The 25,244-nt window shown below is 73.2% G+C and carries 21 protein-coding genes; 9 read left to right on the top strand and 12 right to left on the bottom strand.

The window, feature by feature from the left end:
* Positions 1-133: 133 nt before the first annotated feature.
* Both ACPPVO_RS29550 and ACPPVO_RS29545 read right to left on the bottom strand, forming a co-directional pair.
* On the bottom strand, positions 134-1,579 hold the full coding sequence (locus tag ACPPVO_RS29550; protein WP_426514395.1) for an ATP-binding protein: 1,446 nt from the start codon (positions 1,577-1,579) through the stop codon (positions 134-136).
* Positions 1,576-3,237 (bottom strand): FAD-dependent oxidoreductase, encoded by a 1,662-nt coding sequence (locus ACPPVO_RS29545; RefSeq protein WP_426514394.1) that lies wholly within the window; start codon positions 3,235-3,237, stop codon positions 1,576-1,578. Before ACPPVO_RS29545 ends, ACPPVO_RS29550 begins: the two co-directional genes overlap by 4 nt.
* On the opposite strand from ACPPVO_RS29545, the gene ACPPVO_RS29540 reads away from it, so the two are divergent.
* Complete coding sequence (locus ACPPVO_RS29540) at positions 3,140-3,589, top strand: ubiquitin carboxyl-terminal hydrolase 14 (protein ID WP_426514393.1); 450 nt, start codon at positions 3,140-3,142, stop codon at positions 3,587-3,589. The genes ACPPVO_RS29545 and ACPPVO_RS29540 overlap by 98 nt on opposite strands.
* Positions 3,590-3,870: 281 nt before the next feature.
* Here the strand turns inward: ACPPVO_RS29540 and ACPPVO_RS29535 are convergent, their stop codons facing one another.
* Both ACPPVO_RS29535 and ACPPVO_RS29530 read right to left on the bottom strand, forming a co-directional pair.
* Complete coding sequence (locus ACPPVO_RS29535) at positions 3,871-4,740, bottom strand: NAD(+)/NADH kinase (protein ID WP_426514392.1); 870 nt, start codon at positions 4,738-4,740, stop codon at positions 3,871-3,873.
* 10 nt (positions 4,741-4,750) lie between these two features.
* Positions 4,751-5,392 carry a YoaK family protein gene (locus tag ACPPVO_RS29530; protein WP_426514391.1) on the bottom strand — a complete coding sequence of 214 codons (642 nt, stop codon included), beginning with the start codon at positions 5,390-5,392 and terminating at the stop codon, positions 4,751-4,753.
* A 131-nt stretch (positions 5,393-5,523) separates the two neighbouring features.
* Here ACPPVO_RS29530 and ACPPVO_RS29525 point away from each other — a divergent pair, with 131 nt between their 5' ends.
* Positions 5,524-6,072, top strand: a complete 549-nt coding sequence (locus ACPPVO_RS29525) for an ATP-binding protein (RefSeq protein ID WP_426514390.1) — start codon at positions 5,524-5,526, stop codon at positions 6,070-6,072.
* On the opposite strand, the gene ACPPVO_RS29520 is transcribed toward ACPPVO_RS29525, so the two are convergent.
* The 6 genes from ACPPVO_RS29520 to ACPPVO_RS29495 form a co-directional block, all read right to left on the bottom strand.
* A complete protein-coding gene (locus ACPPVO_RS29520) occupies positions 6,023-7,606 on the bottom strand; it encodes an MFS transporter (protein WP_426514389.1) in 1,584 nt (527 codons plus the stop codon). The genes ACPPVO_RS29525 and ACPPVO_RS29520 overlap by 50 nt on opposite strands.
* Positions 7,607-7,938: 332 nt before the next feature.
* Positions 7,939-8,478, bottom strand: a complete 540-nt coding sequence (locus ACPPVO_RS29515) for a dihydrofolate reductase family protein (RefSeq protein WP_426514388.1) — start codon at positions 8,476-8,478, stop codon at positions 7,939-7,941.
* Positions 8,479-9,143: 665 nt separating this feature from the next.
* Entirely contained in the window at positions 9,144-10,652 is a 1,509-nt protein-coding gene (gene ahcY / locus ACPPVO_RS29510; RefSeq protein WP_426514387.1) for an adenosylhomocysteinase, read from the bottom strand.
* Positions 10,653-10,794: 142 nt separating this feature from the next.
* Positions 10,795-11,580 (bottom strand): hypothetical protein, encoded by a 786-nt coding sequence (locus ACPPVO_RS29505; RefSeq protein WP_426514386.1) that lies wholly within the window; start codon positions 11,578-11,580, stop codon positions 10,795-10,797.
* On the bottom strand, positions 11,573-15,649 hold the full coding sequence (locus tag ACPPVO_RS29500) for an SNF2-related protein (protein WP_426514385.1): 4,077 nt from the start codon (positions 15,647-15,649) through the stop codon (positions 11,573-11,575). Before ACPPVO_RS29500 ends, ACPPVO_RS29505 begins: the two co-directional genes overlap by 8 nt.
* Before the next feature lie 445 nt (positions 15,650-16,094).
* Positions 16,095-17,297: a hypothetical protein gene (locus ACPPVO_RS29495; protein ID WP_426514384.1), complete on the bottom strand. Its 1,203-nt coding sequence runs from the start codon at positions 17,295-17,297 to the stop codon at positions 16,095-16,097.
* 64 nt (positions 17,298-17,361) lie between these two features.
* On the opposite strand from ACPPVO_RS29495, the gene ACPPVO_RS29490 reads away from it, so the two are divergent.
* The gene (locus ACPPVO_RS29490) at positions 17,362-18,489 is read left to right on the top strand and encodes a type III PLP-dependent enzyme (protein ID WP_426514383.1); all 1,128 of its coding nucleotides are present in this window, start codon (positions 17,362-17,364) and stop codon (positions 18,487-18,489) included.
* On the opposite strand, the gene def is transcribed toward ACPPVO_RS29490, so the two are convergent.
* Complete coding sequence (def, locus tag ACPPVO_RS29485) at positions 18,428-18,958, bottom strand: peptide deformylase (protein WP_426514382.1); 531 nt, start codon at positions 18,956-18,958, stop codon at positions 18,428-18,430. The two genes, ACPPVO_RS29490 and def, sit on opposite strands and share 62 nt — an antisense overlap.
* A 113-nt stretch (positions 18,959-19,071) precedes the next feature.
* Here def and ACPPVO_RS29480 point away from each other — a divergent pair, with 113 nt between their 5' ends.
* A complete protein-coding gene (locus tag ACPPVO_RS29480) occupies positions 19,072-20,835 on the top strand; it encodes a substrate-binding and VWA domain-containing protein (RefSeq protein WP_426514381.1) in 1,764 nt (587 codons plus the stop codon).
* A 13-nt stretch (positions 20,836-20,848) separates the two neighbouring features.
* Positions 20,849-21,679 carry an alpha/beta fold hydrolase gene (locus ACPPVO_RS29475; RefSeq protein ID WP_426514380.1) on the top strand — a complete coding sequence of 277 codons (831 nt, stop codon included), beginning with the start codon at positions 20,849-20,851 and terminating at the stop codon, positions 21,677-21,679.
* On the opposite strand, the gene ACPPVO_RS29470 is transcribed toward ACPPVO_RS29475, so the two are convergent.
* Entirely contained in the window at positions 21,630-23,042 is a 1,413-nt protein-coding gene (locus tag ACPPVO_RS29470) for an IucA/IucC family protein (RefSeq protein WP_426514379.1), read from the bottom strand. The genes ACPPVO_RS29475 and ACPPVO_RS29470 overlap by 50 nt on opposite strands.
* 300 nt (positions 23,043-23,342) lie before the next feature.
* On the opposite strand from ACPPVO_RS29470, the gene ACPPVO_RS29465 reads away from it, so the two are divergent.
* The 4 genes from ACPPVO_RS29465 (at position 23,343) to ACPPVO_RS29450 (ending at position 25,196) form a co-directional block, all read left to right on the top strand.
* Positions 23,343-23,588, top strand: a complete 246-nt coding sequence (locus ACPPVO_RS29465; protein ID WP_426514378.1) for a hypothetical protein — start codon at positions 23,343-23,345, stop codon at positions 23,586-23,588.
* A 163-nt stretch (positions 23,589-23,751) separates the two neighbouring features.
* Positions 23,752-24,105, top strand: coding sequence for a nuclear transport factor 2 family protein (locus ACPPVO_RS29460; RefSeq protein WP_426514377.1), 354 nt, complete (start codon positions 23,752-23,754; stop codon positions 24,103-24,105).
* Between the two features lie 429 nt (positions 24,106-24,534).
* Positions 24,535-24,798: a ribbon-helix-helix domain-containing protein gene (locus tag ACPPVO_RS29455; RefSeq protein ID WP_360371425.1), complete on the top strand. Its 264-nt coding sequence runs from the start codon at positions 24,535-24,537 to the stop codon at positions 24,796-24,798.
* The gene (locus ACPPVO_RS29450; RefSeq protein WP_360371422.1) at positions 24,795-25,196 is read left to right on the top strand and encodes a hypothetical protein; all 402 of its coding nucleotides are present in this window, start codon (positions 24,795-24,797) and stop codon (positions 25,194-25,196) included. Before ACPPVO_RS29455 ends, ACPPVO_RS29450 begins: the two co-directional genes overlap by 4 nt.
* The last annotated feature ends 48 nt before the right edge of the window (positions 25,197-25,244 follow it).

The raw sequence follows: 25,244 nt of genomic DNA, 5'->3' as shown, positions 1-25,244 counted from the left end.
CGTTGTGGGGTTTCTACAACATTTCTTGCTGGTTCGGAGCACAAATCCTAGCATCCTAGGACGCGTCAGGCAGCGTGCCTGACGGCACGCCAAGAACAATAACGATCGGCGCTACGCGCCGACCTGCAACAACTCAAAGGGCGGCCGCTGGGACGGCCTCTCGCAGGGGCAGCACGACCGTGAAGTGGGTGTCGCCCGGTTCGGAGTTGACCCGGATGTCGCCGTGGTGCTTCTTGACCACGATGCGGTAGCTGATGTCGAGGCCGAGGCCGGTGCCCTCGCCGACGGGCTTGGTGGTGAAGAACGGCTCGAAGATGCGGGGCCGGACCTCGGGCGGGATGCCGGTGCCGGTGTCGGCGATGTCGACGGTGAGGCAGTCGCCGTTCGGGTCGAGGGCGGTGGTGATGGTGAGGGTCCCGGAGCCGTGCATGGCGGCGACGCCGTTGTCGATGAGGTTCGTCCACACCTGGTTGAGCTCGGCGGCGTACGCGGGGATGTTCGGCAGGCCGCGGTCGTAGTCGGTGACGACGCGGATGCCGTTGGGGATCTTCGCGTTGAGCATGATGAGGGTGGCGTCGAGCAGCTCGTGGACGTCGACGACCTGGAACGGGCCGCGGTCGAGCTGGGAGTACTGCTTGGCGGCGGAGACGAGGCCGGAGATGCGTCCGACGGCGTCGTCGATCTCGCCCATGAGCAGCTCGGTTTCGATGGTGTAGCACAGCCAGCGGACGGCGGGTTCGAGGTCGATGTCGCCGATGCTGGTGGCGACGTCTTCGAGCCAGGGCAGTTCGACGCCGCCGGCGACGAGGGTGGGGGCGAGGTCCCAGGCGCCGGCGACGTCGTGTTCGTCGAGCCAGTCGCCGATGGTGTCCTCGGCGTCGGAGATGTCCAGGGCGGAGCGTTTGGGGGTGTTCTGGGCCTTCTTGACGGCGGTTTCCTGGAGTTCGACGAGGCCGTGGAGGCGTTCGCCGTCGAGGCGGCCGTCGGCGATCATGGCGAGTTTGTGGCGCATGCCGGCGACCTTGTCGCGCAGCACGGCGGTGGCGCGGACGGCGGCGGCGGCGGGGTTGTTGAGTTCGTGGGTGAGGCCGGCGGAGAGGGAGCCGAGGGCGAGGAGGCGTTCGCGTTCGGCGACGGCGTTGTTGCTGTTGCGCATGCCGAAGAAGAGGCCTTCGAGCAGGTGCATGGCCATCGGGAACCATTGGCGGATGACGGGGCCGAACTCGGCGGCGGGCAGTTCGAGGACTTCGGCGTCGGTGATGGCGTGCATGGTGTTGTTGTAGAGCTGGGGGACCTGGTCGCCGAGGTAGGCCTGGGTGGCGCCGCCGTAGACGCCGGTCTGGTCGGTGCGGGAGAGCTCGACGTCGTCGCCGCGGATGTTGCGGCTGAGGGCGACGGTGCCGGAGATGAGGACGACGAAGCAGGTGGCGGGCTGGCCTTCGGTGTAGATGGCGTTGCCGGCGGGGTGGGTGACGGCCCAGCCGCGGGCGGCGAGCCAGTCGAGCTTGTCGTCGTCGAGGGCTTCGAAGAGGAAGAGTCCGCGGAGTTGTTCGGGGGTGAGGCGGCGGCCGTTGGTCATTGGGACTCCAGGAGGTACCGGTGGACGAGCGAGACGGCCATGGCGCCTTCGCCGACGGCGGAGGCGACGCGTTTGACGGAGTCGGCGCGCACGTCGCCGGCGGCGAAGACGCCGGGGATGCTGGATTCGAGGTGGTAGGGGTCGCGGGGGAGGAGCCAGCCGGGTGGGGGGCCGTCGCCGGTGAGCAGGTCGGGTCCGGTGAGGACGAAGCCGCGGGGGTCGCGTTGGACGGTGCCGTCGAGCCAGTCGGTGCGGGGTTCGGCGCCGATGAAGATGAACAGCCAGGAGGCGTCGACGGTGTGGCCGGGGCCGCCATCGAGGGGGCGGAGTTCGAGGCGTTCGAGGTGTTCGTCGCCGTGGGCGGCGGCGATTTCGGTGCAGGGGTGGACCTGGATGTGGTCGACGGCGTCGATCTGGTCGATGAGGTATTGGGACATGGAGGCGTCGAGGTTGGGGGCGCGGATGACGAGGTGGACGCGGCTGGCGTAGCGGGAGAAGAACATGGCGGCCTGGCCGGCGCTGTTGGCGCCGCCGACGATGTAGACGTCCTGGTCGGTGCAGGAGGGGGCTTCGGTGGCGGCGCTGCCGTAGTAGACGCCGCGGCCGTGGAGGTCGGCGAGGCCGGGGGCGGTGAGGCGGCGGTAGGAGACGCCGGTGGCGAGGATGACGGCGTGGGAGGCGATGGTGGTGCCGTCTTCGAAGTGCAGGACGCGGGTGTTGCCGTGGCTTTCGAGGCGGGTGACGCGGCAGGCGGTGAGGAGTTCGGCGCCGAATTTGATGGCTTGGCGGCGGGCGCGGTCGGTGAGCTGGGCGCCGGAGACGCCGTCGGGGAAGCCGAGGTAGTTCTCGATGCGGCTGGATTGGCCGGCTTGGCCGCCGGTGGCGCGTTCTTCGAGCAGGACGGTGCGGAGGCCTTCGCTGGCGCCGTAGACGGCGGCGCCGAGGCCGGCGGGGCCGCCGCCGACGACGACGAGGTCGTAGAAGTCGGTGGCGGGGGTGGTGGTGAGGCCGACGTGGGCGGCGAGTTCGGCTTCGGTGGGGTTGAGGAGGGTTTTGCCTTCGGTGGTGATGACGAGGGGGACGTCGTCGGGGGTGAGGCCGGCGGCGGTGAGGAGGCGTTGGCCTTCGGCGTCGTCGGTGGTGTACCACCGGTAGCTGATCATGTTGCGGGCGAGGAAGTCGCGGACGGTGAAGCTGGGGGCGCTCCAGCGGTGGCCGATGATTTTGACGTCGGCGCTGGGCCGGTCGGGGGCGGCTTTCCAGGCGTCGAGCATGGCGTCGATGACGGGGTAGAGCTTCTCCTCGGGTGGGTGCCAGGGTTTGAGGAGGTAGTGGTCGAGGTCGACGATGTTGATGGCCTGGATGGCGGCGTCGGTGTCGGCGTAGGCGGTGAGCAGGATGCGGCGGGCGCGGGGGAAGAGGTCCATGGCGGCCTCGAGGAACTGCAGGCCGTTCATTTCGGGCATGCGGTAGTCGGCCACCAGGACGGCGACCTGTTCGCCGCGCAGCTTGAGTTCCTTGAGGGTGTCGAGGGCTTCGCGGCCGGAGTCGGCGCGGACGATGCGGTACTGCTCGCCGTACTGCCGGCGCAGGTCGCGGGCGACGGCGCGGGAGACGGCGGGGTCGTCGTCGACGGTCAAGATCGCTGGCTTGGCCATGCGGTCAATCCAACCACGCGTCTGGCCGCGCGACGAATGTGGTGCGGGCTACGGTGGTGCGATGCAGAGTGTTTGCGCGCATTTGGATCTGGTGGAGCCGGTGGAGCCGTCGGCGGATGGGTGTGAGGACTGTTTGGCGGTCGGGGGGCGGTGGGTGCATTTGCGACTGTGTTTGACGTGTGGGCATGTGGGGTGTTGTGACTCGTCGCCGTCGAAGCATGCGTCGGCGCATTTCCGGTCGGCGGGGCATCCGTTGGTGCAGTCGTTCGAGCCTGGTGAGGATTGGGTGTGGTGTTACGCGGATGAGGCGTTGGTGGGGGTGGCGGGGTTGCCGTCGCGTTCGCACAGCTGAGCGCTTGCTGGCTGTTGGCTGCTCTTGCGGGCCGTCTTCGTCGTTGCTGTGATCGTCTGCCCGCGGGCGGGTGCTTCCGCTAAGCGGCTGTCCCGTCTGCGGCTGTCCCGTTTGTCGGTGGTCCGCTGTCGGTGGTCCGCTTCGGTCGTGCGGTGCGGTGCGGTGCGGTCGTGCCGCGTGGTCGTCCGTTTGGTTTCCGCGCTGTCGGGCCGTCCTGGCCGATGCCGCCGGGCACCATCCCGGCCGGGGCCCGGCGGTATCGGACATTTCCGATTTTCCGGTTATGGGAGTTCGACCTCGAGGCTGCCGTTGACCTGGAGTTTGCGGCGGGCGCGTTCGTAGAAGGTGGTGTAGCCGAGGCGCACCACCTTCGCGGCGGCGGGGGCGGCGGAGACGGTGAGGGTGTCGCCGGGTTTGACCTCGCCGACGACCTCGCCGTCGACCTCGACGACGAGGGGGCCGCTGCTGGGCAGCAGTTCCAGGTCGAGGTCCTCGTCGGGGGAGAGGACGAGGGCGCGGTTGAACGCGGAGTGCGCGGCGGCGGGGACGACGAGGATGCCTTCGACGGTGGGGGAGACGATGGGGCCGCCGGCGGAGAAGCTGTAGGCGGTGGAGCCGGTGGATGTGGCGACGATGAGGGCGTCGGCGGCGTAGCGGACGAACGGGTACCCCTGCATCGAGATGGCGATGGCGGCCAGGCCGTGGCCGGGGGTGCGGACCAGGGCGATGTCGTTGAACGCGGTCACGGCGGTGCCGTCGGGCAGGGTCGTGCGGACGGCCATGCGGGGTTCGACGGTGAAGCGGTGGGCGTCGATCGCGGACAGGGCGCCGGGGAGTTCGTCGACGGAGACTTCGGCGAGGAAGCCGAGCCGGCCGAGGTTGACACCGAGGACCGGGGTGGGTTTGCCGGACAGCAGGCGCATGCTGCGCAGCATGGTGCCGTCGCCGCCGAGGCTGACGACGAGGGACGAGCGGCCGACGAGTTCGTCGGCGGTGACGGCGACGGCGGTGCAGTCGATGCGGTCGACCTCGTCGGGCAGCCCGAGGACGGTGGTGTCGCGGTTGCGGGCCCAGTCGATGACGGCATCGATGGCCGGTTTGGAGTCGCGGCGTGGATGCAGGACGAGTCCGACGGTGTGCACCATCCCCATTGCTGCAACTTTACGGGGTCCAGGCGGGTTCCGGCTGCGGGGTGGTGGAGGTGCGGGACCGGCGTTTGCGGGGCGGTACGGCGCGCAGGACGACGGCGGCGGCGACGAGCGCGACGGCGGGCAGGGGCCCGAGCCAGGGTGCGCGGTCGAGCAGTAGCGCGGCGGCGGCGGCGCCGGCGGGCATGGCGATGAGGGGTGCGCCGTCGCCGGCGAGGCGGATGCGGCCTTCGGCGACGCGGATGAGGGGTCCGGTGAGGTGGCCGGTGGGGGTGTCGCCGTCGCGCTGGGAGGCGGCCTGCAGGGCGACGGCGATGACGGCGAGGGTGAGCAGGGGCAGTTCGGCGGGGCCGTGGGGGTCGTGGTGGGTGGCGACCCAGCCGCCGGTGAGGGTGCACAGGGCGGCGAGTTCGGCGACGAGGCACCGGGCGGGCGGGATGTTGCGGGCGGCGGCGACCGTGGTGGCGTAGACGGCGACGGCGAGGGCGGCCCGGCCGGCGGTGCCGGCGAGATGGTGGGGGTCGGTGGCGGCGGTGACGCCGACGAGCAGCAGGTTGCCGGTGACGACGCTGGCGAAGACGCCGCCGAGGTACAGCAGGGCGAGGCCGTCGACGTAGCCTGCGGCGAGGGCGAGGATCCACACGGTTCGGCGCACAGGTTCGGGGCTTCCCCGGCGGCGGTGTCCGTCCCTCACCCACCCCGGGTGACTGTGGTTGCCGGTCGGCAAACATAACCCGAGGGGGGTTGCGGGTACCGTGACGGTACGGGCCGGGCTGAGGGGGTTGCGTGTCGATCGCGTTACGGCTGGCGCTGCATCTGCCCCGCGATGCGGCGACGGTGCCGGTGGTGCGGCGGCTGCTGGACCAGGCGCTGCGCACGCTGGGGGTGGAGCCGTCGTGCCGTGACGACATCAGCCTGATCCTGACCGAGGCGTGCGCGAACGTCATCGAGCACGCGTTGCAGATCGACGACTACGAGATCACGATCGACGTGACGAGCGCCCGGTGCATGATCCATGTGATCAACGCGGGTGCGGTGGTCGATCCGTCGCGGTTGTCCCCGTCGGCGGCGGCGCCGGTGCCCGGGGATGCCGGCTTCCCGTCCGTGCCGCCGGCGCGTGGCGGTGACGAGGTGGATCTGAGCGTGGACAGCGACGGGCCGCGGGGCGATCTGGTGTTCGACCCGGTCCTGGACGAGCACGGGCGGGGGTTGCACATCATCCGGTCGCTCGCCGATGAGCTGTACCTGACGCCGTCGCTGTCCGGGGGTCTGGTCCTGCAGGCTGTCACGACGCTGCGCTGGACCGCTGAGGCCGATGTGTGGCAGCGCCACTGACGGCCTGTTCGGCTGTCGTGTGTGAGGTTCCGCCGGTCTGGCCGTCTGATGGCCCGCCGGTCTGGCCGTCTGATGGCCCGCCGATCTGGCCGTCTGATGGCCCGCCGATCCGGCCGGCCACGTCGGCGCTCAGGGCGAGGACTGCCCCGGCGAGGGCGATGAGCAGCGCGGCCTGGGGCGACCACTGCTCGACGGCGGCGCCGGCGGCGGCGGTACCGAGGGCTGTGCCCGCCGTCGTCGCGGTGCTCGTCCACATCCGTGCCTCGGTCGCCGTGCCGGGTGGTGCCGCGGTCTCCGTCACCTCGTACGCGACCGCGTTCAGCGGCGCGACCGGCGCGCCCGCGACGGCGAACAGCACCGCCAGCCACCACAGTCCGGCCGGTGCGAACAGCGGCAGCACCGCGGCGCACATGACGGCGGCCAGCAGCGTCGGGCGGAGCCGCAGCGCGACACTGCCGGCGAGGCTGCCGACGGCGAGGGCCCCGAGGAGCACCCCGGCGAAGCCGGGGTGCCCGTGCGCGGCGGCGTACCCGGCGGCGGTCACCTGCAACGCCCCGATCGTCACACCGAGTGCGGTTCGGGACACGACGAGTGTGCGAATTGCCGGTGATCGCAACGCCCCGAGCAGATCACGCTGAGTCTTCTTTGTCCTCACCGTCTGTTGGTCGGTAGCGGGGCCGGGCTGAGCGTGTCCGGCGACCGGACGGACCGGGAACTGCCCGGTCGGGACCTGCTGGGGGGCCGCGTGGACCGGGACTGGCCCGGCAGCCGGGACGGTCGGGAGCTGCCCGGCACCCGGATGAGCCGAGACCGGCCCGATGACCGTGCGGACCGGGTCGTGCCCGGCGACCGGGGCGATCGGGAGCTGTCCGGCATCCGGGTGAACCGGGACCGGCGCGGCGGCCGGGTGGATCGGGACCGGCGCGGGGGCCGGGTCGGGTGTCGGGCGGTGGCGGGGGTCGGCGGCCCGCGACGGTGGCAGCAGCGCGAAGACGGTTGACGCCGTGGCGGCGATCACGGCGGTCAGGGCCAGGCCCAGCGCCGGGCGGCCGACGGCGGCGACGAGGCCGGCGATCAGGGGGCCGGCGATGAAGCCGAGCTCGAGGAGGGCGCTTTCGAAGCGGTACGAGGCGCGGCGGTCGCGGTCGTTGTCCAGGATCGCCGCCCAGATGCCGCGCATCCAGGCGCCGACCGGCGGGCGGGCGGCGCCGGCCAGCACGGCGAGGGCCGCGGCGGCGGTGAGGGGGATTGCGGGCAGGGCGGCAATGGTCAGCAGGGCGGCGGCGTGGACGGCGGCGGTGCCGAGCAGGACGCGGGTCGCGCCGAGGCGGTCGACGAGCCGGCCGGCGATGGGGGCGCCGGTGGCGGTACCGACGGCGAAGCACCCGGCGAGAAGACCCGCGGCGGTGAACGAGCCGCGGGTGGCCTCGGCGAACAGGACCAGGGCCAGGGCGACGGCGCCGCCGGCGAGACGGACGAGGAGGTTCGTGGCGGCCAGGCCCGCCGCGTACGGCCGGCGCAGGATCTTGAACACTCCGGAGTTTCTACGTGGCCGGGGCCGGTCGTGGCCACCGGTTTTGCGCCGCCCTGCTCCGCGCGGGCAGGGTGGGGACCGCGGCCGCGGCAGTGGTGGCGGCGGGCACCCGGCGGCCGGACGCTACCGTCGAGGGAACACCTGGACCAGCCCCATCACCGCACCGGCGCCGAGCCCGGCCGGCTTGAGGAACACCTGGACCAGCCCCAACGCCGCATCGGCGCCGAACCCGGCCGGCTTGCGAGAGGTGTGGCCAGTGCGGACAGGGGGCCGCACCGTGGTGGCGGCACGGGGCGGCCCGGAATTATCGAATTACCATTACCGGATTGCCGTTAATTGATAATCCGCATCCAGGTGTTGATCGCCTTCGGGGTGTGGGTGACGCTGACCTGCTCGAGCTGGACCGGCGGGGTGCCGGGGGCGTCGAAGAGGCGGGTGCCGGAGCCGAGCAGGACCGGGGCGATGATCGTCAGGATCTCGTCGAGCTCGCCGAGGGTCAGGCATTGGCGGGCGATGTCGGCGCCGAGGATGTTGACGTAGCCGTCGCCGGCCGCCGCCCTTGCGGCGGTGACTGCCGTGGCCACGTCGGGGACGAAGGTGATGCCGTCGGCGGGTGGGCGGGGGTGGTGGGTGACGACGAACTGGGGGCCGTCCCAGCCGCCGCCGAAGGGTTTGCCGGCGCGGTCGGTGCCACGGTAGGGGTCGTCGCCGCCGAAGGTGCGGTTGCCGACGAGCAGGGCGCCGATGCGCGGGATGAGGTCGTCGACGAGGGGGTTCGGGGCGATGTGCGGGGTGAGCCAGCTCATGTCGCCGTCCGGGCCGGCGATGAAGCCGTCCAGGGACATGGTCGCGGAGTACAGCGTGGTCGCCATCGGTGCGGGCCGCCTTTCCTCATCCGGGATCGTTGCCCATGTGACGAGGCCGGCGGGGCGGAATCATCGGTGCCGAGAAAATCGGCAACAGTAAAAGGGTGAGGGCGGGTGCGGCTGCATCAGTGCGGAGTCCTGGCGGTGTGTGGCGGCGCGTGGATGGCGTAGAGCCGGGCGCGGGTGGCGGGCGCGGGTGGCGGGAGTCGGCGACGGTTACGTCAACATCCGCGGCGACCGCCCCGGCCCCGGGCCCCGGCCCCCGGTCGTCGACGCCGACGACCGGGGGGCCGACGTCGACGTCGGCGTCGTGCACATCTACCAGCGCTGGCCGCTCGGGCGGGCTGCATGCGCTAACCCATCCCGGTGGCCCTGGGTGATGCAACCCGGGCCGCCGCGACCGGCCGGCGATATCGGCGGCCCGTGACGCGGCGGGCGAGCCACCGCCGCCCGCCCGCCGCGCTCCACCGCGGCCCGCCCCGCGCCGCCGCGACCGGTCGGCGATGGTGCCGGTCCGGTGATACACGCGGGGCCGCCGCGATCTGCGGTGATCGCGGCGGCCCGGGTGAGGCAGGAGACGCCGCCGGACGTGCCGGGGCGGCGGGGGAGCTGGTGGGGATGGTGCCGGGGTTGCGGTACCGCTGCAGGAGCGCAACCCCGGCGGATCACTGTCAGTAGCGGTAATGCTCCGGTTTGTAAGGGCCGGCCACGTCGACGCCGATGTACTCGGCCTGCTCCTTCGTCAGCTCCGTCAGCCGCACCCCCAGGGCGTCGAGGTGCAGGGCGGCGACCTTCTCGTCGAGGTGCTTCGGCAGCCGGTACACCTGCCGCTCGTAGGCGTCCGGCTTCGTGTACAGCTCGATCTGCGCGATCGTCTGGTTCGTGAACGAGTTCGACATGACGAAGCTCGGGTGGCCGGTCGCGTTGCCGAGGTTGAGCAGGCGCCCCTCGGACAGCACGATGATCGAGCGGCCGTCGGCGCGGGCCCATTCGTGGACCTGCGGCTTGATCTCGCGCTTGACGATGCCGGGCAGCTGGGCGAGGCCGGCCATGTCGATCTCGTTGTCGAAGTGCCCGACGTTGCCGACGATCGCGTTGTGCTTGAGCCGGGCCAGCTGGGCGGCGGTGATGATGCCCTTGTTCCCGGTGGCGGTGATGACCACGTCGGCGGTGTCGATGACGTCGTCGAGCTGCACGACGGGCAGGCCGTGCATCGCCGCCTGCAGCGCGCAGATCGGGTCGATCTCGGTGACGACGACGCGGGCGCCCTGCCCGCGCAGGGCCTCGGCGGCGCCCTTGCCGACGTCGCCGTAGCCGCAGACCACGACGAGTTTCCCGGCCAGCATCACGTCCGTGGCCCGGTTGAGGCCGTCGAGGAGGGAGTGGCGGATGCCGTAGGTGTTGTCGAACTTCGACTTCGTCACCGAGTCGTTGACGTTGATCGCCGGGAAGAGCAGCTCGCCGGACTCGGCGAGCTTGTAGAGGCGCTTGACGCCGTTGGTGGTCTCCTCGGTGACGCCGCGGACGCCGGCCGCGACCCGGGTGAACCGCTGCGGGTCCCGGGCGAGGCTGGCGGCGAGGGTGTCGAGGATGATGCGGTACTCGGGGTCGTCGGTCTCGGCGGCCGCCGGTACCGTGCCGCGGGTCTCGAACTCGGCGCCCTTGTGGACCAGCAGGGTCGCGTCGCCGCCGTCGTCGACGATCATGTTCGGGCCGGCGGGTTCGCCGTTGTCGCCGGTGAACTGGAACAGCTGGTCGGTGCACCACCAGTACTCGGCGAGCGACTCGCCCTTCCACGCGAAGACCGGCGTGCCGGCAGGGTTGTCGGCGGTACCGGTGGCGCCGACGACGACCGCCGCGGCGGCCTCGTCCTGGGTGGAGAAGATGTTGCACGATACCCACCGGACCTGGGCGCCGAGCGCGACCAGGGTCTCGATCAGCACCGCGGTCTGCACGGTCATGTGCAGGCTGCCGGCGATGCGGGCGCCGCGCAGCGGCTGGGCCGTGGCGTACTCCCGGCGGGTCGCCATCAGGCCCGGCATCTCGTGTTCGGCGAGGCGGATCTGGGTGCGGCCGGCGTCGGCGAGGGACAGGTCGGCGACGGCGAAGTCGAGTCCGCCGCGACGCTGGAGGTACGGGTGCCCGTGCTCGACGAGCTGCTGCAGGGTGTGTTCGGACATACCTGAGGTCACCTCCCGGTGACAGGAGGCGCCCTTTGGGTCAAAGGGAGGTCAGTGGCTGGCCGAGCGTGGCGGACTCAACGGGTCCGTCGCAGCGCCTCTCGGCCCTGACCGCGGCGGTCACCCGCCGTCGTCGTCGACGTTACCGGCCGCGGCGGCGCGGCGGCAACCCCGCCTCGCGGTGGGTGACGGTGTGATAGGCGGCACGCAGCACGTCGGCGACGTCGAACCGGCCGACGGCGAGGGGCAGCGCGTCGAGCTGGTCGAGGATGGCGTCGCCGCGGCGCAGCGCCCCGGGAACCTCCGGTTCGGGCGGGTCGAGGCGGGGGCCGGCTTCCCAGAAGGTACCGCCGCCAAGGTTGTGGCTTGTCGGGGCCGGGTCCGGGCGCTTGGCGCGGGCGATGTGCGCGAGGGCGGAGACCCGGTGCGCGCGCAGCGCCTCCAGCAGCTCGTCGCGGCCGCGGCCCCGCCAGGCGAGGATCGCGAACGGGTCGGCGTCGAACTCCTCGGCCAGGACGTAGCAGGCGGCGGTCAGGTGCCGGCACGGCTTCTGCCAGCCGGGGCAGGAGCAGTCCAGGACGATCTCCGACAGCGACTGCGGGAACAGCGACAGGCCGAACCCGGCCAGGATCCGTTCCAGGTTGTCGGGCAGGTGCCCGGCGAGCAGCTTCGCGGCGTGGATCGCCTCACCGGCCAGGGCCCGTTCGATGCGGGCCCAGTCGGCGGCGGTGTACGCCTGCACGCCGATCCGCGCCCGGTACGTCTCGCCGTCCTCGTCGACAACCAGCGCCGTCACAATACTGGTCGAGATGGTTACGGAGCGTACCTGTCCGGCGCGGGCGTAGCGGCGGCCCGCCGAAAATGTCGTACCCATCCGCAACGATTCCAGCATGCCCAGGAACTGCTGCGACCACGTCGTCTCAGGCATCACCGACCGCCTCCGGCGCCAGCGACATCAGCTCGAGCAGGTCGTTCGTGGACAGGCCGGTGAGCCAGCCCTCGCCGGAGCCGACCGCGACCCCGGCCAGGTCCCGCTTGCTCATCATGATCTCCTCCACCCGCTCCTCGATCGTGCCGATGCACACGAACGTGTGGACCTGCACGTCGCGGCGCTGCCCGATGCGGAACGCCCGGTCCGTCGCCTGCGCCTCCGTGGCCGGGTTCCACCACCGGTCGACGTGCACGACGTGGTTCGCCGCGGTCAGGTTCAGGCCCGTCCCGCCCGCCTTCAGCGACACCAGCAGCACCCCCGGGCCCGACCCGGACTGGAACCGTTCGACCATCCGGTCGCGGGCGCCTTTGGGTGTACCGCCATGCAGGAACTCCACGCCCGTCCCCAACTGCTGCGCCAGGTGCGGGGCCAGCAGGTGCCCGAACCGCGCGAACTGGGTGAACACCAGGGCCCGGTCCCCGGCCGCCATCGCCGCGGCCAGGATCTCCTCCAGGCGGGCGAGCTTGCCCGACCGGCCCGCCAGCGGCGTGCCGTCGCCCATCAGGTGCGCCGGATGGTTGCACACCTGCTTCAGTTTCGTCATCGCCGACAGGACCAGGCCCTTGCGCTGCGGCCCGGCCCGGCCCTCCCGCAGCTTCACGAACAGCTCGTCGACGACCGCCTTGTACAGCGTCGCCTGCTCCAGCGTCAGGTTGCACCACTGGCGGCGTTCGAACTTCTCCGGCAGGTCCGCGATCACCGCCCGGTCCGTCTTCACCCGCCGCAGCAGGAACGGCCGTGTCACCCGCCGCAGCCGCCGGGCCGTGTCCTCGTCGCCCCACCGTTCGATGGGCACCGAGTACCGGGCCCGGAACAGGCTCGCCTCGCCCAGCAGCCCCGGGTTGAGGAAGTCGGCGATCGACCACAGCTCGGTCAGCCGGTTCTCCACCGGCGTGCCGGTCAGCGCGACCCGGTGCCGGGCCGGCAGCCGCCGCACCGCCCGGGCCGTCACCCCGGCCGCGTTCTTCACGTGCTGGGCCTCGTCGAGGACGACCCGGTCCCAGCCGACCGCGGCGAGGGTGTCGACGTCGCGGGTCGCGACCTGGTATGTGGTCAGGACCAGATCGACCCCGTCGACGGTACCGGCGCCGGTGAGGCGGGCCGCGCCGTGGTGGACGCGGACCGTCAGGTGCGGCGTGAACCGTTCGATCTCCCGCCGCCAGTTGCCCAGCACCGACAGCGGGCACACCACCAGCGTCGGCGGGCGCGGCCCCCGCGCCCGCAGATGCGCCTCCAGGGCCAGGACCTGGACCGTCTTGCCCAGGCCCATGTCGTCGGCGAGGAGCGCCCCGACGCCGACCGCGTCCAGGAACGCCAGCCACGACAGGCCCCGCCGCTGGTACGGGCGCAGCTGCGCGGTCAGGCCCGGCGGCGGGTCCAGCAGCTCCAGACGTTCCGCGGCCCGGCCGGTGAGCAGGTCCGCGAGCCAGCCCTCCCCGTCGACGCCGGTCACCGGCAGCGGCAGGTCCCCGTCCGGGACGAGCCGGGTCAGGCGCATCGCCTCCCCGGCCGTCATCTCGCCGCGGCCGCCGCGGCGCAGGAACGCCAGCCCCGCCCGCAGCCGCTCCCGGTCCAGGTGCACCCACCGGCCCCGCAGCCGCACCAGCGGCACCTTCGCCCGGGCCAGCTCGGCCAGGTCCGCCTCGGACAGGAACTCGTCGCCGATGGCCAGGCCCCACCGGTAGGCGACGATCGCCGCCCGGTTCGTCGTCGTGTCCCGCAGCACCGGCGCCGCCGGCTGGCGGGTCCGGACCGTCAGCGTCAGACCCAGGTCCTGCCGCCGCTGCCACTGCGCCGGCAGCAGCACCCCGAACCCCGCGTCGTGCAGCAGCGTCGCGCACGTCAAAAACCGGTACGCGCCGGGCGTGTCCAGCCGCAGCGACACCGGCCGCGGCACCCACAGCGCCTCGTCGAGGTCCGGCCACAGCCGCCCGGCCCGGCCCAGGTCGGCCAGCAGCACGTCCTGCGGGTAGTCGACCCACTTGAACAACGGCGACGCCCCGTCGTGCCACACGTCCTGCGCCGGGACGAGCAGACCCGGCTCGGCCGCGGGCTGCAGCAGGAACTCGACCAGCCACGAGCCGCCGTCGGGGTCGGCCCGGCCCGGCCCCGGCGTCTTGCGCTGGTCGCCGGCCGGGTCGGGGGCCAGGTCGTCGTCCTCGTCGGCGGCTTCGACGTAGGAGAGCCGGAAACAGGTCCGTACGGGGGCGGGGCGGCCGCTGTCCGCCCACCGCTCGAGGACCTCCCGCAGCCGGGCCACTTCGGGCCCGTCGTCCATCGCCGGCGCGGCCCTCACCACCGCATCCGCAGCCCGGTCCGCCTCGCCGGCCCGGGCTGGCTCGCCTTCCCCAGCCGGCGCTGCCTCGGCCGGGGCCAGCCCGGTTGTCGCCGTCCGCCCGGCCGGGGTGTGCTCCGCGGGGGGCAGCGACGGGACGGGTTCGCGGCGGGTGGCGTCGGACGGGCCCGCTTCGGTGACCGGCTCCGGGCGTGGCGGCGTCGTGGCCGTGGCCGGCTCGCCGGTGGGGGGCCGGGAATCGAGGCGGGCGATGGTCTCGTTGGCCGCGGGTTCGGGGTGGGCTGCGGTGGTACTGGTCGCGGGTTCTGTGGCCGGGGCCGGTTCGCGGCGGGCGGCGGCGTTGGCGATCGCGCGGGCCAGCGCGCGGCCGGACCCCGCCTCGGCTGTCGGCGGCGGGACGGGTTCGCGGCTGACGGCGGACTCGTTGGTGGGGGCCGGCCTGGTGGCGGGCGGCGGCGGGACCGGTTCGGGGCGGGGGGCGGGCCTCGGTTCGGTTGCTGTGGTCGGGACCGGCCCGGCGGTGAGCGGCGGGGCAACGGGTTCGCGGCGGGCCGCGGTGTCGTTTGCCGCGGTTGTCCCGGCTGCAACCGGTTCGCGGCGGGCGGCGGCCTCGGCGATCGCGCGGGCCTGGGCGCGGGCCCTGGCTGCCGTCACGCCGCCGGGCGCGCGGGAGGTGTGGGCCGGGGCGGCTGTGCGGAGGCGGGCGTCGGGGGTGGTGAGCGCGGCCAGCCAGGCGCGGACGGCGGTGTCGTTGCGGACCTGGCCGTCGCCGAGCAGCGGCTCGCCGGCCAGGCGGGCGCGGACCAGGTGGTCGACGGTCGTGTCGAGGGCCGTACGGGTGGCGTCGGCCGGGGACCAGGCCGGCCGGTCGGCGGGGAGGCGGAGCCGGCGCAGGGACGGGTCGGTGGCGGACGCGGCGACGCCGGGCATGGCGCGGCCCAGGGTGTCGGCCGTGGTGGCGTCGGCGCCCCACAGGGCCGGGCGCCACCTCGCCGCCGGGCCGCGGCCGGTTTCGAAGCGCTCGATACGGTGGCCGGGCTCAGGCTGGTGGCTGGTCTCCGAGCCATTGTCCGCGACCGCCTCCGAGCTGTTCCCCGAGCCGGTGTCCGCACCGGTCCCCGAGCCGGAGTCTGCGCCCGTTTCCGAGCCGGTTCCCGCGCCCGTTTCCGAGCCGGTCTTCGAGCCGGTGTCCGGGCGGGGGTCCGAGCCGGTGTCGGGGTGCGGGCCCGGCGACTCGGTGGTCAGGGCCGGGAGGAAGCGGCCTCGGTCGACCAGGTCGGTGGCGAACGTGACCAGGTCGGCCAGGGCGCCGATCGAGCTGCCGGGCGTTGTGTCCGGGGCCGTGCTCAGCAGCAGTTCGGGATCGGTGGCCGGGGGGAGGACGACGATCGGGACGGTCCAGCGGGTGTGACGGCGGGCGGCCGGGCGGCGGTGGCCGGCCGGGAGGTGCGCGGTGAGCTCCGGGGACGGGGCCGGGCGGTGCGGGGTCGAGGGCAGGAGCAGGTCGGCGGTGGCGACGGTGCCGGGCAGCGGCGGGAGGACCGCGAACGGGTGTACGGCCGTGGGCTGGGTGCCCGCGGCGGCGCGCTCTTCGGCCTGGGCGTGTTCGGCTGCCGCGCTGTGCCCGGACGGGTGCAGGGCGGCGTCCGGGGACTCGGCCCAGCAGGCCAGGGTTCCGTCCGGCAGTACCAGGCCGTGCACGACGATCACCGGTCCGACCCTAACGCGTGCCCGGCCGTGCAGTGGTCAGCGGCGCTGTGGGTGACCCGCCGGTGGCGTGAGGACATGTGGGATGCGGGCCGTCGCAGGTCGCTGTGGTGACCCGGCCCGTGTCGTCGCCACGCGTGCCGCCACGCGTGCCGCCACGTGGTGGTCCACGTCACGCGTGCCGCCGCGGGATGGTCCACGTCGCCGGTGGACTCGAGCGCCACCGCCGCGCTGGATTCGGGTGCCGGCGCCGAGCACGGCCCGGCCGGCGTGGCGCGCTCGCCGGCGGCGGCGGCGAAGCCGTGCTGGGCTTGGGCGGCGTGGCCGTGCCGGGCTCGCCGTCGGCGCCGAAGCTAGGCTGCGCTGGGCTGCGCGGCCGTTGTGTCCTGTTTGTCCCGTGCGTCGCGGCGTCCCGGGAAGGGTCGGGTGTCGCTGCCGGCTCGCGAGGTCAGCGCCACTCGGGGTGGGCGCCGGTGTCGACCAGTTTCCAGTCGCCGTTGTCGTACAGGTTGTTGTCGTAGTAGAAGACCGTGTCCGGCAGGAGGTCCTGGGCGGTGAACGCGGCCCGGGCCGTCTCGTGCAAGGCCGGCGGCGGGACCGACCACAGGGACTCGGCCAGCGACGCCACGTAGGACAGGGCGTGGTGGCCCATGAAGCTGTCGTACGTCAGGGAGAACACCTCGTCGGCCGCCAGCGGTACGTCGCGCGGGATGACGTTCGCCGGGGGCAGGGCGGCCGGCAGGGACTCGGCCGCGCGCAGGGTGCTGTCGACGTAGATGGCGCAGTCGCGGTACAGGATCGCGGTTTCCCGGGTTGCCGGGTCGAACGCGAACAGGGTGTTCTGGCCGTGGGTCTCCAGGGGGCAGCCCGTCGCCCGGGCCGCGGTCGACCACATGCGCACCATCGGCGCCACGATGCGTTCGGCGACGAACGACTGCGGCGGCTCGCCGAACCCCTCGACGAGCTGCTGCAGCAGGGTCGGGTCGGCCGGGGCCAGGAGGTCGGCGCCGTACAGGGCGAACAGCGGCACCGTGAACCGCGGCGCGGGCACCGCCGGGCGGGCGGCGCGGACCAGGAAGCCCCACGCCTGCTCGCCCAGGCCCGGGTCGAACCAGCCGCCGCCGATCTCCGGCAGGACCGGGATGCCGGCGCGTAGCAGCTCGGCGCAGACCCACAGCTGCAGCTCGATGACGGGGCGGCGCAGCCGGCGGGTGAACCGGGACAGGCGCCGCGGGTAGTGCAGCTTCACGAAGTGCGGCTCGACCGGGCGGCCGGCGGCGGCGGTGACGAACACGGTGCGGGCGTTCGCCGACGGGACCACCGTCAGCGTCGGGCCCCGCTGCAGGCCGAGGAGGACGTCGCGGGCGGCGAGGTCGGGACTGTCGAGGGTGTTCGGATGCACCGGCAGCAACATTCCGTCACCGTCCGTGTACAGGGACGTGTACAGGGAGGGCTGGCCGGAGTAGCCGGCAAGGGGCGCCGGGACCCGGAACGTCGGGAGCTCGAACGTCGCCGCGCCCCGCTGCGGGTGGTACGTGTCGGCGATGTCCAGGTCCGCGGCGTAGGGGCTGTACGTGCGGGTCCCGACACCGAGATACCGTTCCGCGTACTGCCACAACGCGATCGGGTCGCGGGCGTCGATGAGGCGCATCGGCGTGAGCCTACTGCGCGGGCCCGGCGCAGCTGAACGGAGTGCGGTGTCACCCAGCCCACGTGTGATCGAGGCCGCCCTCGCCGGGCCGCTGCCCGCCTACGTCTACGACCTCGACGTGGTCCGCGGCCGCATCCGGGCGCTGCGTGACGTCCTGCCGGCGGGGACCCTCGTGGCGTACGCCATGAAAGCCAACGGCCACCCCGACGTGCTGCGCGCCGCCGCCGCCGCGGCCGACGCGGTCGAGGTCGCCTCCGCCGGTGAGCTCGACGCCGCCGCCGGACTCGGCGTGCCGCTGATCCTGAGCGGGCCGGCGAAACCCGACGCGCTGCTGCGGCGGGCCGTCGACGCCGGCGCGGTCATCAACGTGGAGAGCCTCCACGAGCTGCGCCGCATCCCCGGCCGGGCCCGGATCTGCCTGCGGGTCAACCGGACCCACCCGGCCCTGCCCGGAACGCACCGGATGTCCGGTACCGCGACCCAGTTCGGGCTCGCCGAGGACGACATCCCCGCGGCCCTCGAGCTCGGACGCCGCCACGACGTGCAGGGCGTGCACCTGCACGCGGTGTCGAACAACCTCGACGCGGCCGCCCACGCCGCGTTCCTGCGCGACTGCCTCGCCTGGGCCGCCGGCCGGGGGATCGGGCCCGTCGTCAACGCCGGCGGCGGGTTCGGCGTCGACGTCACCGGCCGGGAGACCTTCGACCTCGACCGGCTCCGTGATGTTGATCTCCCGGCGGGGCTGACGCTCGTCGTGGAGCCCGGCCGGTTCGTCGCCGCCCCCGCCGGCTGGTACGCGGCCGAGGTCATCGACCTCAAATCCAGCCACGGCACCTGGTTCGCGGTCGTCAAAGGCGGCACCCACCACTTCCGGCTGCCGGCGTCGTGGGGGTACAGCCATCCGTTCACGATCCTGCCCGTCGAGGCGTGGCCGTACCCGTGGCCGCGCCCCGAAGTCCGCGACACCCGCGTGACCGTGGCGGGGGAGCAGTGCAACCCCCGCGACGTCCTCGCCCGCGACGAACCGGTGCCGCGGCTGCGGGCCGGCGACGTGCTGCTGTTCGCCCGGACCGGCGCCTACGGCTGGGAGGTCGCCCACCACGACTTCCTGCGCCTCGACCCGCCCCGGTTCACAACCCTCGACGGGCAGCGTCCGGACGGACAGCCGCCGGCCGGGGGAACGCGGCCCTGACCGCCCGCAGCGCCTGCCGCCGCACGTCGCCGGTGAGGGTGTCCACGTACAGCACCCCGTCGAGGTGGTCGCACTCGTGCTGCAACGCCCGCGCCAGGAACCCGGACCCGGCCACCGTGACCGGCTCGCCGCGCTCGTCGAACCCCGCCACCGTCACCTCGAGCGCCCGCGGCGTCGGAAACGCCAGGCCCGGTACCGACAAACACCCCTCATCCCCGGTCTGACCGCCGGAACGGGCCGTGACCTGCGGGTTCACGAGGTGGCCGCGGCCGGCTCGGGTGCCGTACACGAACACCCGCGCCGCCACCCCCAGCTGCGGCGCCGCCAGCCCCGCCCGGCCCGGCTCCGCGTCGAGGGTGTCGAACAGGTCCCGGACCAGATCCCGCAGCGCCGCATCGAACGCCGTCACCGCCGCGGCGGGGGAGCGCAGCACCGGGTCGCCGAGCAGCCGGATGGGTCGCGTCGTCACCTGCGCCAGCGTACGTCCGGGGCGGGGCACACCCCGTCTGACGAGGGCCTACACTATGCCGACTTCCCACCCCCGGAGGCACACCCATGGCCCACCCGGCCAACCGGGCAGATGTGCGGTCACACCGCCGCAGCCCAGCTCAGGACCACTTTCGCGGCACCCCGTGGATCGTCGGCGGGCTCGTCGCCGCCCTCGTCGCCGGTGGCGGCTGGTTCGCCTACGGCAAGCTCACCACGACCAGCTGCACCGGTACGGTCACCGCGTCCGTCGTCGCCTCCCCGGCCACCGCGACCCTGCTGGAAGACCTCGCCACCAAGTGGTCCGCGACCGACCCGGCCGTGGCCGGGCAGTGCGTCCACGTCGCCGTGTCCGCCCGCGACACCGCCGTCATGGCCCAGGCCCTGGGCACCGAATGGGACGCGAAGACCGGCACCCCGCCAGACGTGTGGGTACCGGACTCCACCGCCTGGGTCCGCCGCGCCTCCACCGCCGCCATCGCCGAGCGGATGATGCCCGACCTGCAGCCCAGCCTCGCCCGGACCCCGTCCGTGCTGGCCATGCCCAAGCCGATGGCCGAGGCGCTGGGCTGGCCCGACGGCGAACTGTCCTGGCAGGACCTGATCAACAAGGTGGCGGCGGACCCGCAGGGCTGGGCGAAGTACAACCAGGCCGGCTGGGGCCAGTTCAAGCTCGGCATGTCCGACCCGCTGCAGTCCACCGCCGGCCTCCTCGCCCTCATGGCGATCCTCGACGGCAACGACGACGGCGAAGTCACCCCCGACGAGCAGGCCACCCTCGCCAAGCTCAAGTCGGAACGGGCCGTGTACACCGACACCACCGCCCAGCTCCTCGACGGGCTGTCGAAGGCCGACCGGGCCGGCGCCGACGCGGGCCTGCGGTACGTGTCCGCGTTCCCCGCCCTCGAACAGGACGTCCTCACCTACAACAAGGCCAACCCGCACACCCCGCTCGTGGCCGTGTACCCGTCCAACGGCAGCGCCGACGCCGACAACCCGTACCTGATCCTCGAAGCGCCGTGGGCGTCGAAGGACAAACAGGACGCCGCCAAGGCGTTCCTCGCCTACGCCCGCGGGCCCGAAGGGCGCAAGGTGTTCCTCGACGCCGGGTTCCGCGACCCGAACCGCGTCGCCGGCACCGCCCTGTCCGGGTCCACGTTCGCGGCCCGGATCAAGACCGTGCCCCGGGCCGTGCTGCTGCCCGAGTCGGTGAAACAGTCGATGGACACCTGGACCGCCCTGACCCGCCCCACCAACGTCCTGCTCGTCCTGGACGTGTCCGGGTCGATGAACGAACAGGTCCCCGGCACCGGCAAGACCCGCATGCAGCTGGCCAAGGACGCCGCCCACGGCGCCGTCGCGCTCTTCGACGGCAACGTCGACGCCGGGCTGTGGGTGTTCTCCACGAAACAGAACGGCACCACCGACTACAAGCAGCTCGTCCCGATCGGGCGGGTCGGGGACAGCGTCGGCGGGAAACCCCGCCGCGACCAGATGACCACGTCGATCGACAAGCTCGCCGCGACCGGCGACACCGGCCTGTACGACACCGCGGCCGCCGCCCAGCAGGCCGTCGCCGACGCCTACCGGCCCGGCGCCACGAACCTCGTCGTGCTCATGACCGACGGCAAGAACGACGACAGCACCGGCGGGCTCAACCTCGACCAGCTGCGGGAGAAGCTGCAGGCCAACGCCGGCAGCGACAAGAAGGTCCCGATCGTCACCGTCGGCTACGGCAACGACGCCGACTTCGCGTCCCTGCAGGAGATCTCCCGCGTCTCCGGCGGCACCCTGTACACGTCCAAGACCGCGTTCGACATCAACGAGGTCCTCCTGACGGCGATCTTCGGGAAGGTCTAATACCCTCGGGATCATGCTCGCCAAGGAGATCTTCGGAGCCGGGGACGCCCCGCCGGTCGTGCTGATCGGCGGGGCGGCGTCATCGATGGACTGGTGGCACCCCGACTTCTGCACCCGCCTCGCCGGCGCCGCCGGCCGGCCCGTCATCCGGTACGACCACCGCGACACCGGCCGGTCACCCGCCTCGAAACCGGGGGAGCCGGACTACACCGCCGCCGACCTCGCCGACGACGTGCTCACCCTCGCCGGCGGGCCGCTGCACCTCGCCGGCGTGTCCATGGGCGGCGCCATCGCCCAGCGGGTCGCCATCGAACACCCCGACCGGGTCCTGTCCCTGGCCCTCATCGCCACCACGTTCGCCGCCGGCGCCGCGTTCGGGCTGCCCGGACCGCAACCGCGGATCCGTGACGCGTTCGGCCTGCCGGCCCCCGACTGGTACGACCGCGACGCCGCCGCCGCCCGCATCGCCGAAAACGCCGCCCGGTTCGCCGGCACCGTCCCCGCCGACCCCGACACGGTCCGGGACCTGGCCCGGCACATCTTCGACCGGACCACCGACATGGCCGCCGCCCAGACCAACCACTGGATCCTCGCCGACGGCCGGCCCCTCGACGGCACCTCCGCCTACATCCGCTGCCCGACCGTCGTCCTGCACGGCAGCCACGACCCGCTGTTCCCGCCCGAACACGGCCGGGCCCTCGCCGCCGCGATCCCCGGCGCCCGGTACGTCGAACTGCCCGGCATGGGCCACGAGGTCCCGCCCCGGCCGCTGTGGGACCAGGTCATCGGCGAGATCAGTGGTATCGCCGCAGCGGGTTCGGCACCGCGCACCACACGTCCGTGAGCGGGTCCGCGGCCAGCCGCATCGCCGTCGTCGCCTTCACCGGCCAGTCCTCGACCAGGAACGCGGCCCGGTCCGCGGCCGCGACGCACCGGCCGGTCACCGCGGCGACGTGCGCCCACAGCCCGTCGTCGCCGAGCGCCGCGACACAACTGCCCAGCACCGTCGCGAACGCCGACGCGAGGACCTTCGTGCGCAACGCCCCCTCGTCGGTGGTCGGCAGCGCCCCGATGAGCGGCGGCATCGCATGCCCGGCGCGGGCGAGGCGGCCCGGGTGCACATGGATGCCGCCCAGGTCGCGGTAGTACACCCGCACCGGAACACCGCCGCCGACCTCGACGAGGGTGTTCTGCCCGTGCGCCTCCAGGCCGACCCCCGAAGCCAGCAGTTCCAGCAGAGGCGGCAGCAGTACCTCGGTCAAGGCGCCGAAGAACGCCGGCGTCAGCAGGTCCGGGCGGTGGGGGAGCAGCGCCAGCGGCAGCACGTCGGCCCCGGCCGGCGGCGGCTCCCGCCACACGGCGCCGAGGGCCCGCTGCGGCCGCCCCGACCCGTCCAGGACCGTCCCCGCCGACACCTCCCGCAGCACCGTCAGCCCCGCCCCGAGCCCCGCGACGAGCTCCGACGCGAGGGGGCCGTTGTGAATCGCCGCCGCCGACAGGGTCCGCACCGCCGACGTCATCTGCACCTCCACCGCCGTCTTCACATGCCACCCGGCCCACTCGCCGCCGACGACCTCGAGCGTCCGCAACGACATCAGCGGCCGCGCCGGCACGTCCACACCGGTGTCGGTGACGAGACCGGTCGCCAGGGCCCGAGGCAGCTGCCACGGATGCACCGGGAACCGGGCCGGGACCGGCGCCCCCGCCGTCCGCCACCGGCCCGGGTCGGCCTGCACCACCCGCAGGAACACGTCCGGATGGTGCTCCGGCGCGTACGCGAGGACATCGGCGGTCGACATGCCGATCCGGGTGCGGCAGCACGGATGCAGCGGATGACCGTCCACGATGGACTGCTCGGCGCCGGCGAGGCCGCCGAACGGGCTCGGCGGCGCCGTCAGCGCCAGCGCCAGGTTCGCGACGCTGTTGTCCAGCTCCCGCCGGAACCCCGCCGCCAGCCCCAGCGCCGCCGCGAGGGTCCCCGGGTCGTCGAACGCGCGGCCGTCGGCGACCAGGCGGGGCAGCGGCGGGCCGAACAGCGGCGGGGGAGCACCCTGCAGCCGCCGCGGATCGACGACCTGTTCGCGCCACAACGCGCCGGCGAGCCGGGTCAGGATCGAAGCCCGGGCCGACGGTACCGCGGCCAGAAACTCGGCGGCGCGGGCCTCGGGCAGCGCCGCAGCCGTCGCGGCGACGTCGGGTGCATCCACCGGCCGATTCTAGTGAGGCCGCCGCGACGCCTGGGATCCACGTCATCCGTTCGGTCCGAAATGTCCGCGCCGACCGCCCGGCTCCGCGTTCACCTGCGGAAATGCTGTCATGTACGTGAGGATCAGCTTGGAGCACGGACGCTTCGGGAGGCCATTTTGGAGATGCGACAACTTAAGGCCAGCTTGCCGGCCACCACCCAACCCCCGGCACCACCGAAACCGGTGCCCGGCGCGGCGACGAACGCCGCGGTGGAGGCCCCAGCGCCGCCGCCCAAAGATGGCCTGCCCGCCTCGCCGCCGATGCTGAGCAAACTCACCCCCGGCGACCGCGCCGCCATCGCCGGCGCGACCGGGTACCACCTGTCGCAGACCGGGGCCGTCACGAACGCCTCCGATGCCGTGCCGCCGTGGTCGTTCATCCTGGCCTTCGCGGCCTCCCGGAGCGCCGTCGAGCCCGCGGCCCCATCCGACGACGCCAAGGGCGCCGCTGCCGCCGCGCCGGCCGCCTCCACCGACGACGGTCATCACGTCGACGTCACCGTCTGATCCCGGTCCCGCCGTGCCGGGGGATGCGCCGGCACGCCGACGGCCGGCGCATCCCTGCCACCAGTCTGCGCCCGGCCCGGCCCGGTTACGGTCCCGTTTCGGGGTGTAAACATCAGCCTGCGGGGCGTTGACCCGCCACCGTACGAGCCCGTGTGATGGACGCATGGGCGACGCGCCGGCGCTGATAGCCACTCTGCTCACCGTCATCGACCGCCGCGACTGGGCCGGGCTGTCCGGTCTCGTCACCGACGATGTCGTGTACCACCGTCCCGGCTGCCCGCCGATCGAGGGCGCCGACGCGTTCGTCGGTTTCTACCGGCGGCGGTGCATCGTGTCGGCCGGGCGGCATCAGGTGGACCGGTGCGTGTCGGCGGACGGGCAGGGCTTCTGCTGGGGCCGTTTCGACGGGATGTCGCACGCCGGGGTGCCGCTGAACGAGATCTTCGCGGACTGGTACGAAATCCGTGCCGGGCGCATCGCGCGCCGCCGCACGTTCTTCTACCGCCCCGCCATCTAGGTTGACATAATGTCCATTATCGAACATCCGCTGCGGCCGCGGCCCTGATCCCCGGCGACCTCGTCGTCATCGCGTCGTCGTCCGAGCCCCGCCGCACGAGCGAGTTCGGTCATGCGGGGCCGAATCTGCCGATGCCGGTCGGGGTGTGAGTCGCGCTGGATGCTGCTGCTTCGCGGAGGAGTTTGTCACTGCTCGAGCCCGCGGTGCGGTTGGCTGATGCTTGATATGTCGGGCGCTGGCGCGCCGCGACATATCCGCATTTTTCGCCCGACGGGGCATTCGCCGGGGTTCCCGGTGGCGTGGGCTTGGTCACGGACGGTTGCAGTTCTCCGGACGTTGGGACCCGAACGGCGCAGGCCGGCAGGAATGGCGCCCGATCGGGTGACGGCACGCTAGGTGAGCACGGTATGCGGGCGATACCCTGTGCGTATGCGTGAAGTGCGCAAGGAACGGGTGACGGTGACCATGCCCGCCGATGACGCCGCGGCAGTGCGGCGGTTCGTGGACGCCGGCGGTGCGGAGTCCGTGTCGGCGTACGTCGCGGAGGCGGTGCGATCCCGGCTGGCCCGGGACCGTGCGCTGCTGACGCTCAACGACCTGTACGCGCAGCGGGGCGTGCGGCTCGACCCGGAGCACCACGCGTGGGCGCGTGAGGTGCTGGGGGTGGCGCCGGCGAACGGGCCGGTGTCGTGACCGCGGTCGGAGGGCGGATCCTGGACAGTTCGGCGATCCTGGGATTCGTGGCGGGCAAGCCGTACAGTTCGGCGATCGTGTGGCACGCCGTGGACCAGGGTGTGGTCCTGGCGGTGCCGGCGGCCGCCCTCGCCGAGGCGTGGGCGCAGACGTCGCCGAAGGACTACGACGTGCTCAAGGTACTGCTGAGCCTGCCGGTGGTGGTGGTCGACGACCTGACCGCGGCGGACGCGGTCGACTCGGCGACGCTGTTCGCCGGTGACGGCGGACCGGCGACGGTCGCGGCGGCGCACGTGGTACGCCGGGCGCAGGCCCGGCCGGGCTGGGCGATCGTCACCGACCGTGCCGACGTGTTGCGGAACCTGGATCCGCAGGCGGAGATCGACGAACTCCCCTGACGGCACGTTCCCGGTCTGTCATACGGTGTGTCGCGTTCGGAAAATGTC

This window comes from Dactylosporangium sp. McL0621 (assembly GCF_049995355.1).
Lineage (GTDB): Bacteria > Actinomycetota > Actinomycetes > Mycobacteriales > Micromonosporaceae > Dactylosporangium.
This window is presented reverse-complemented; position numbering and strand designations above follow the sequence as displayed.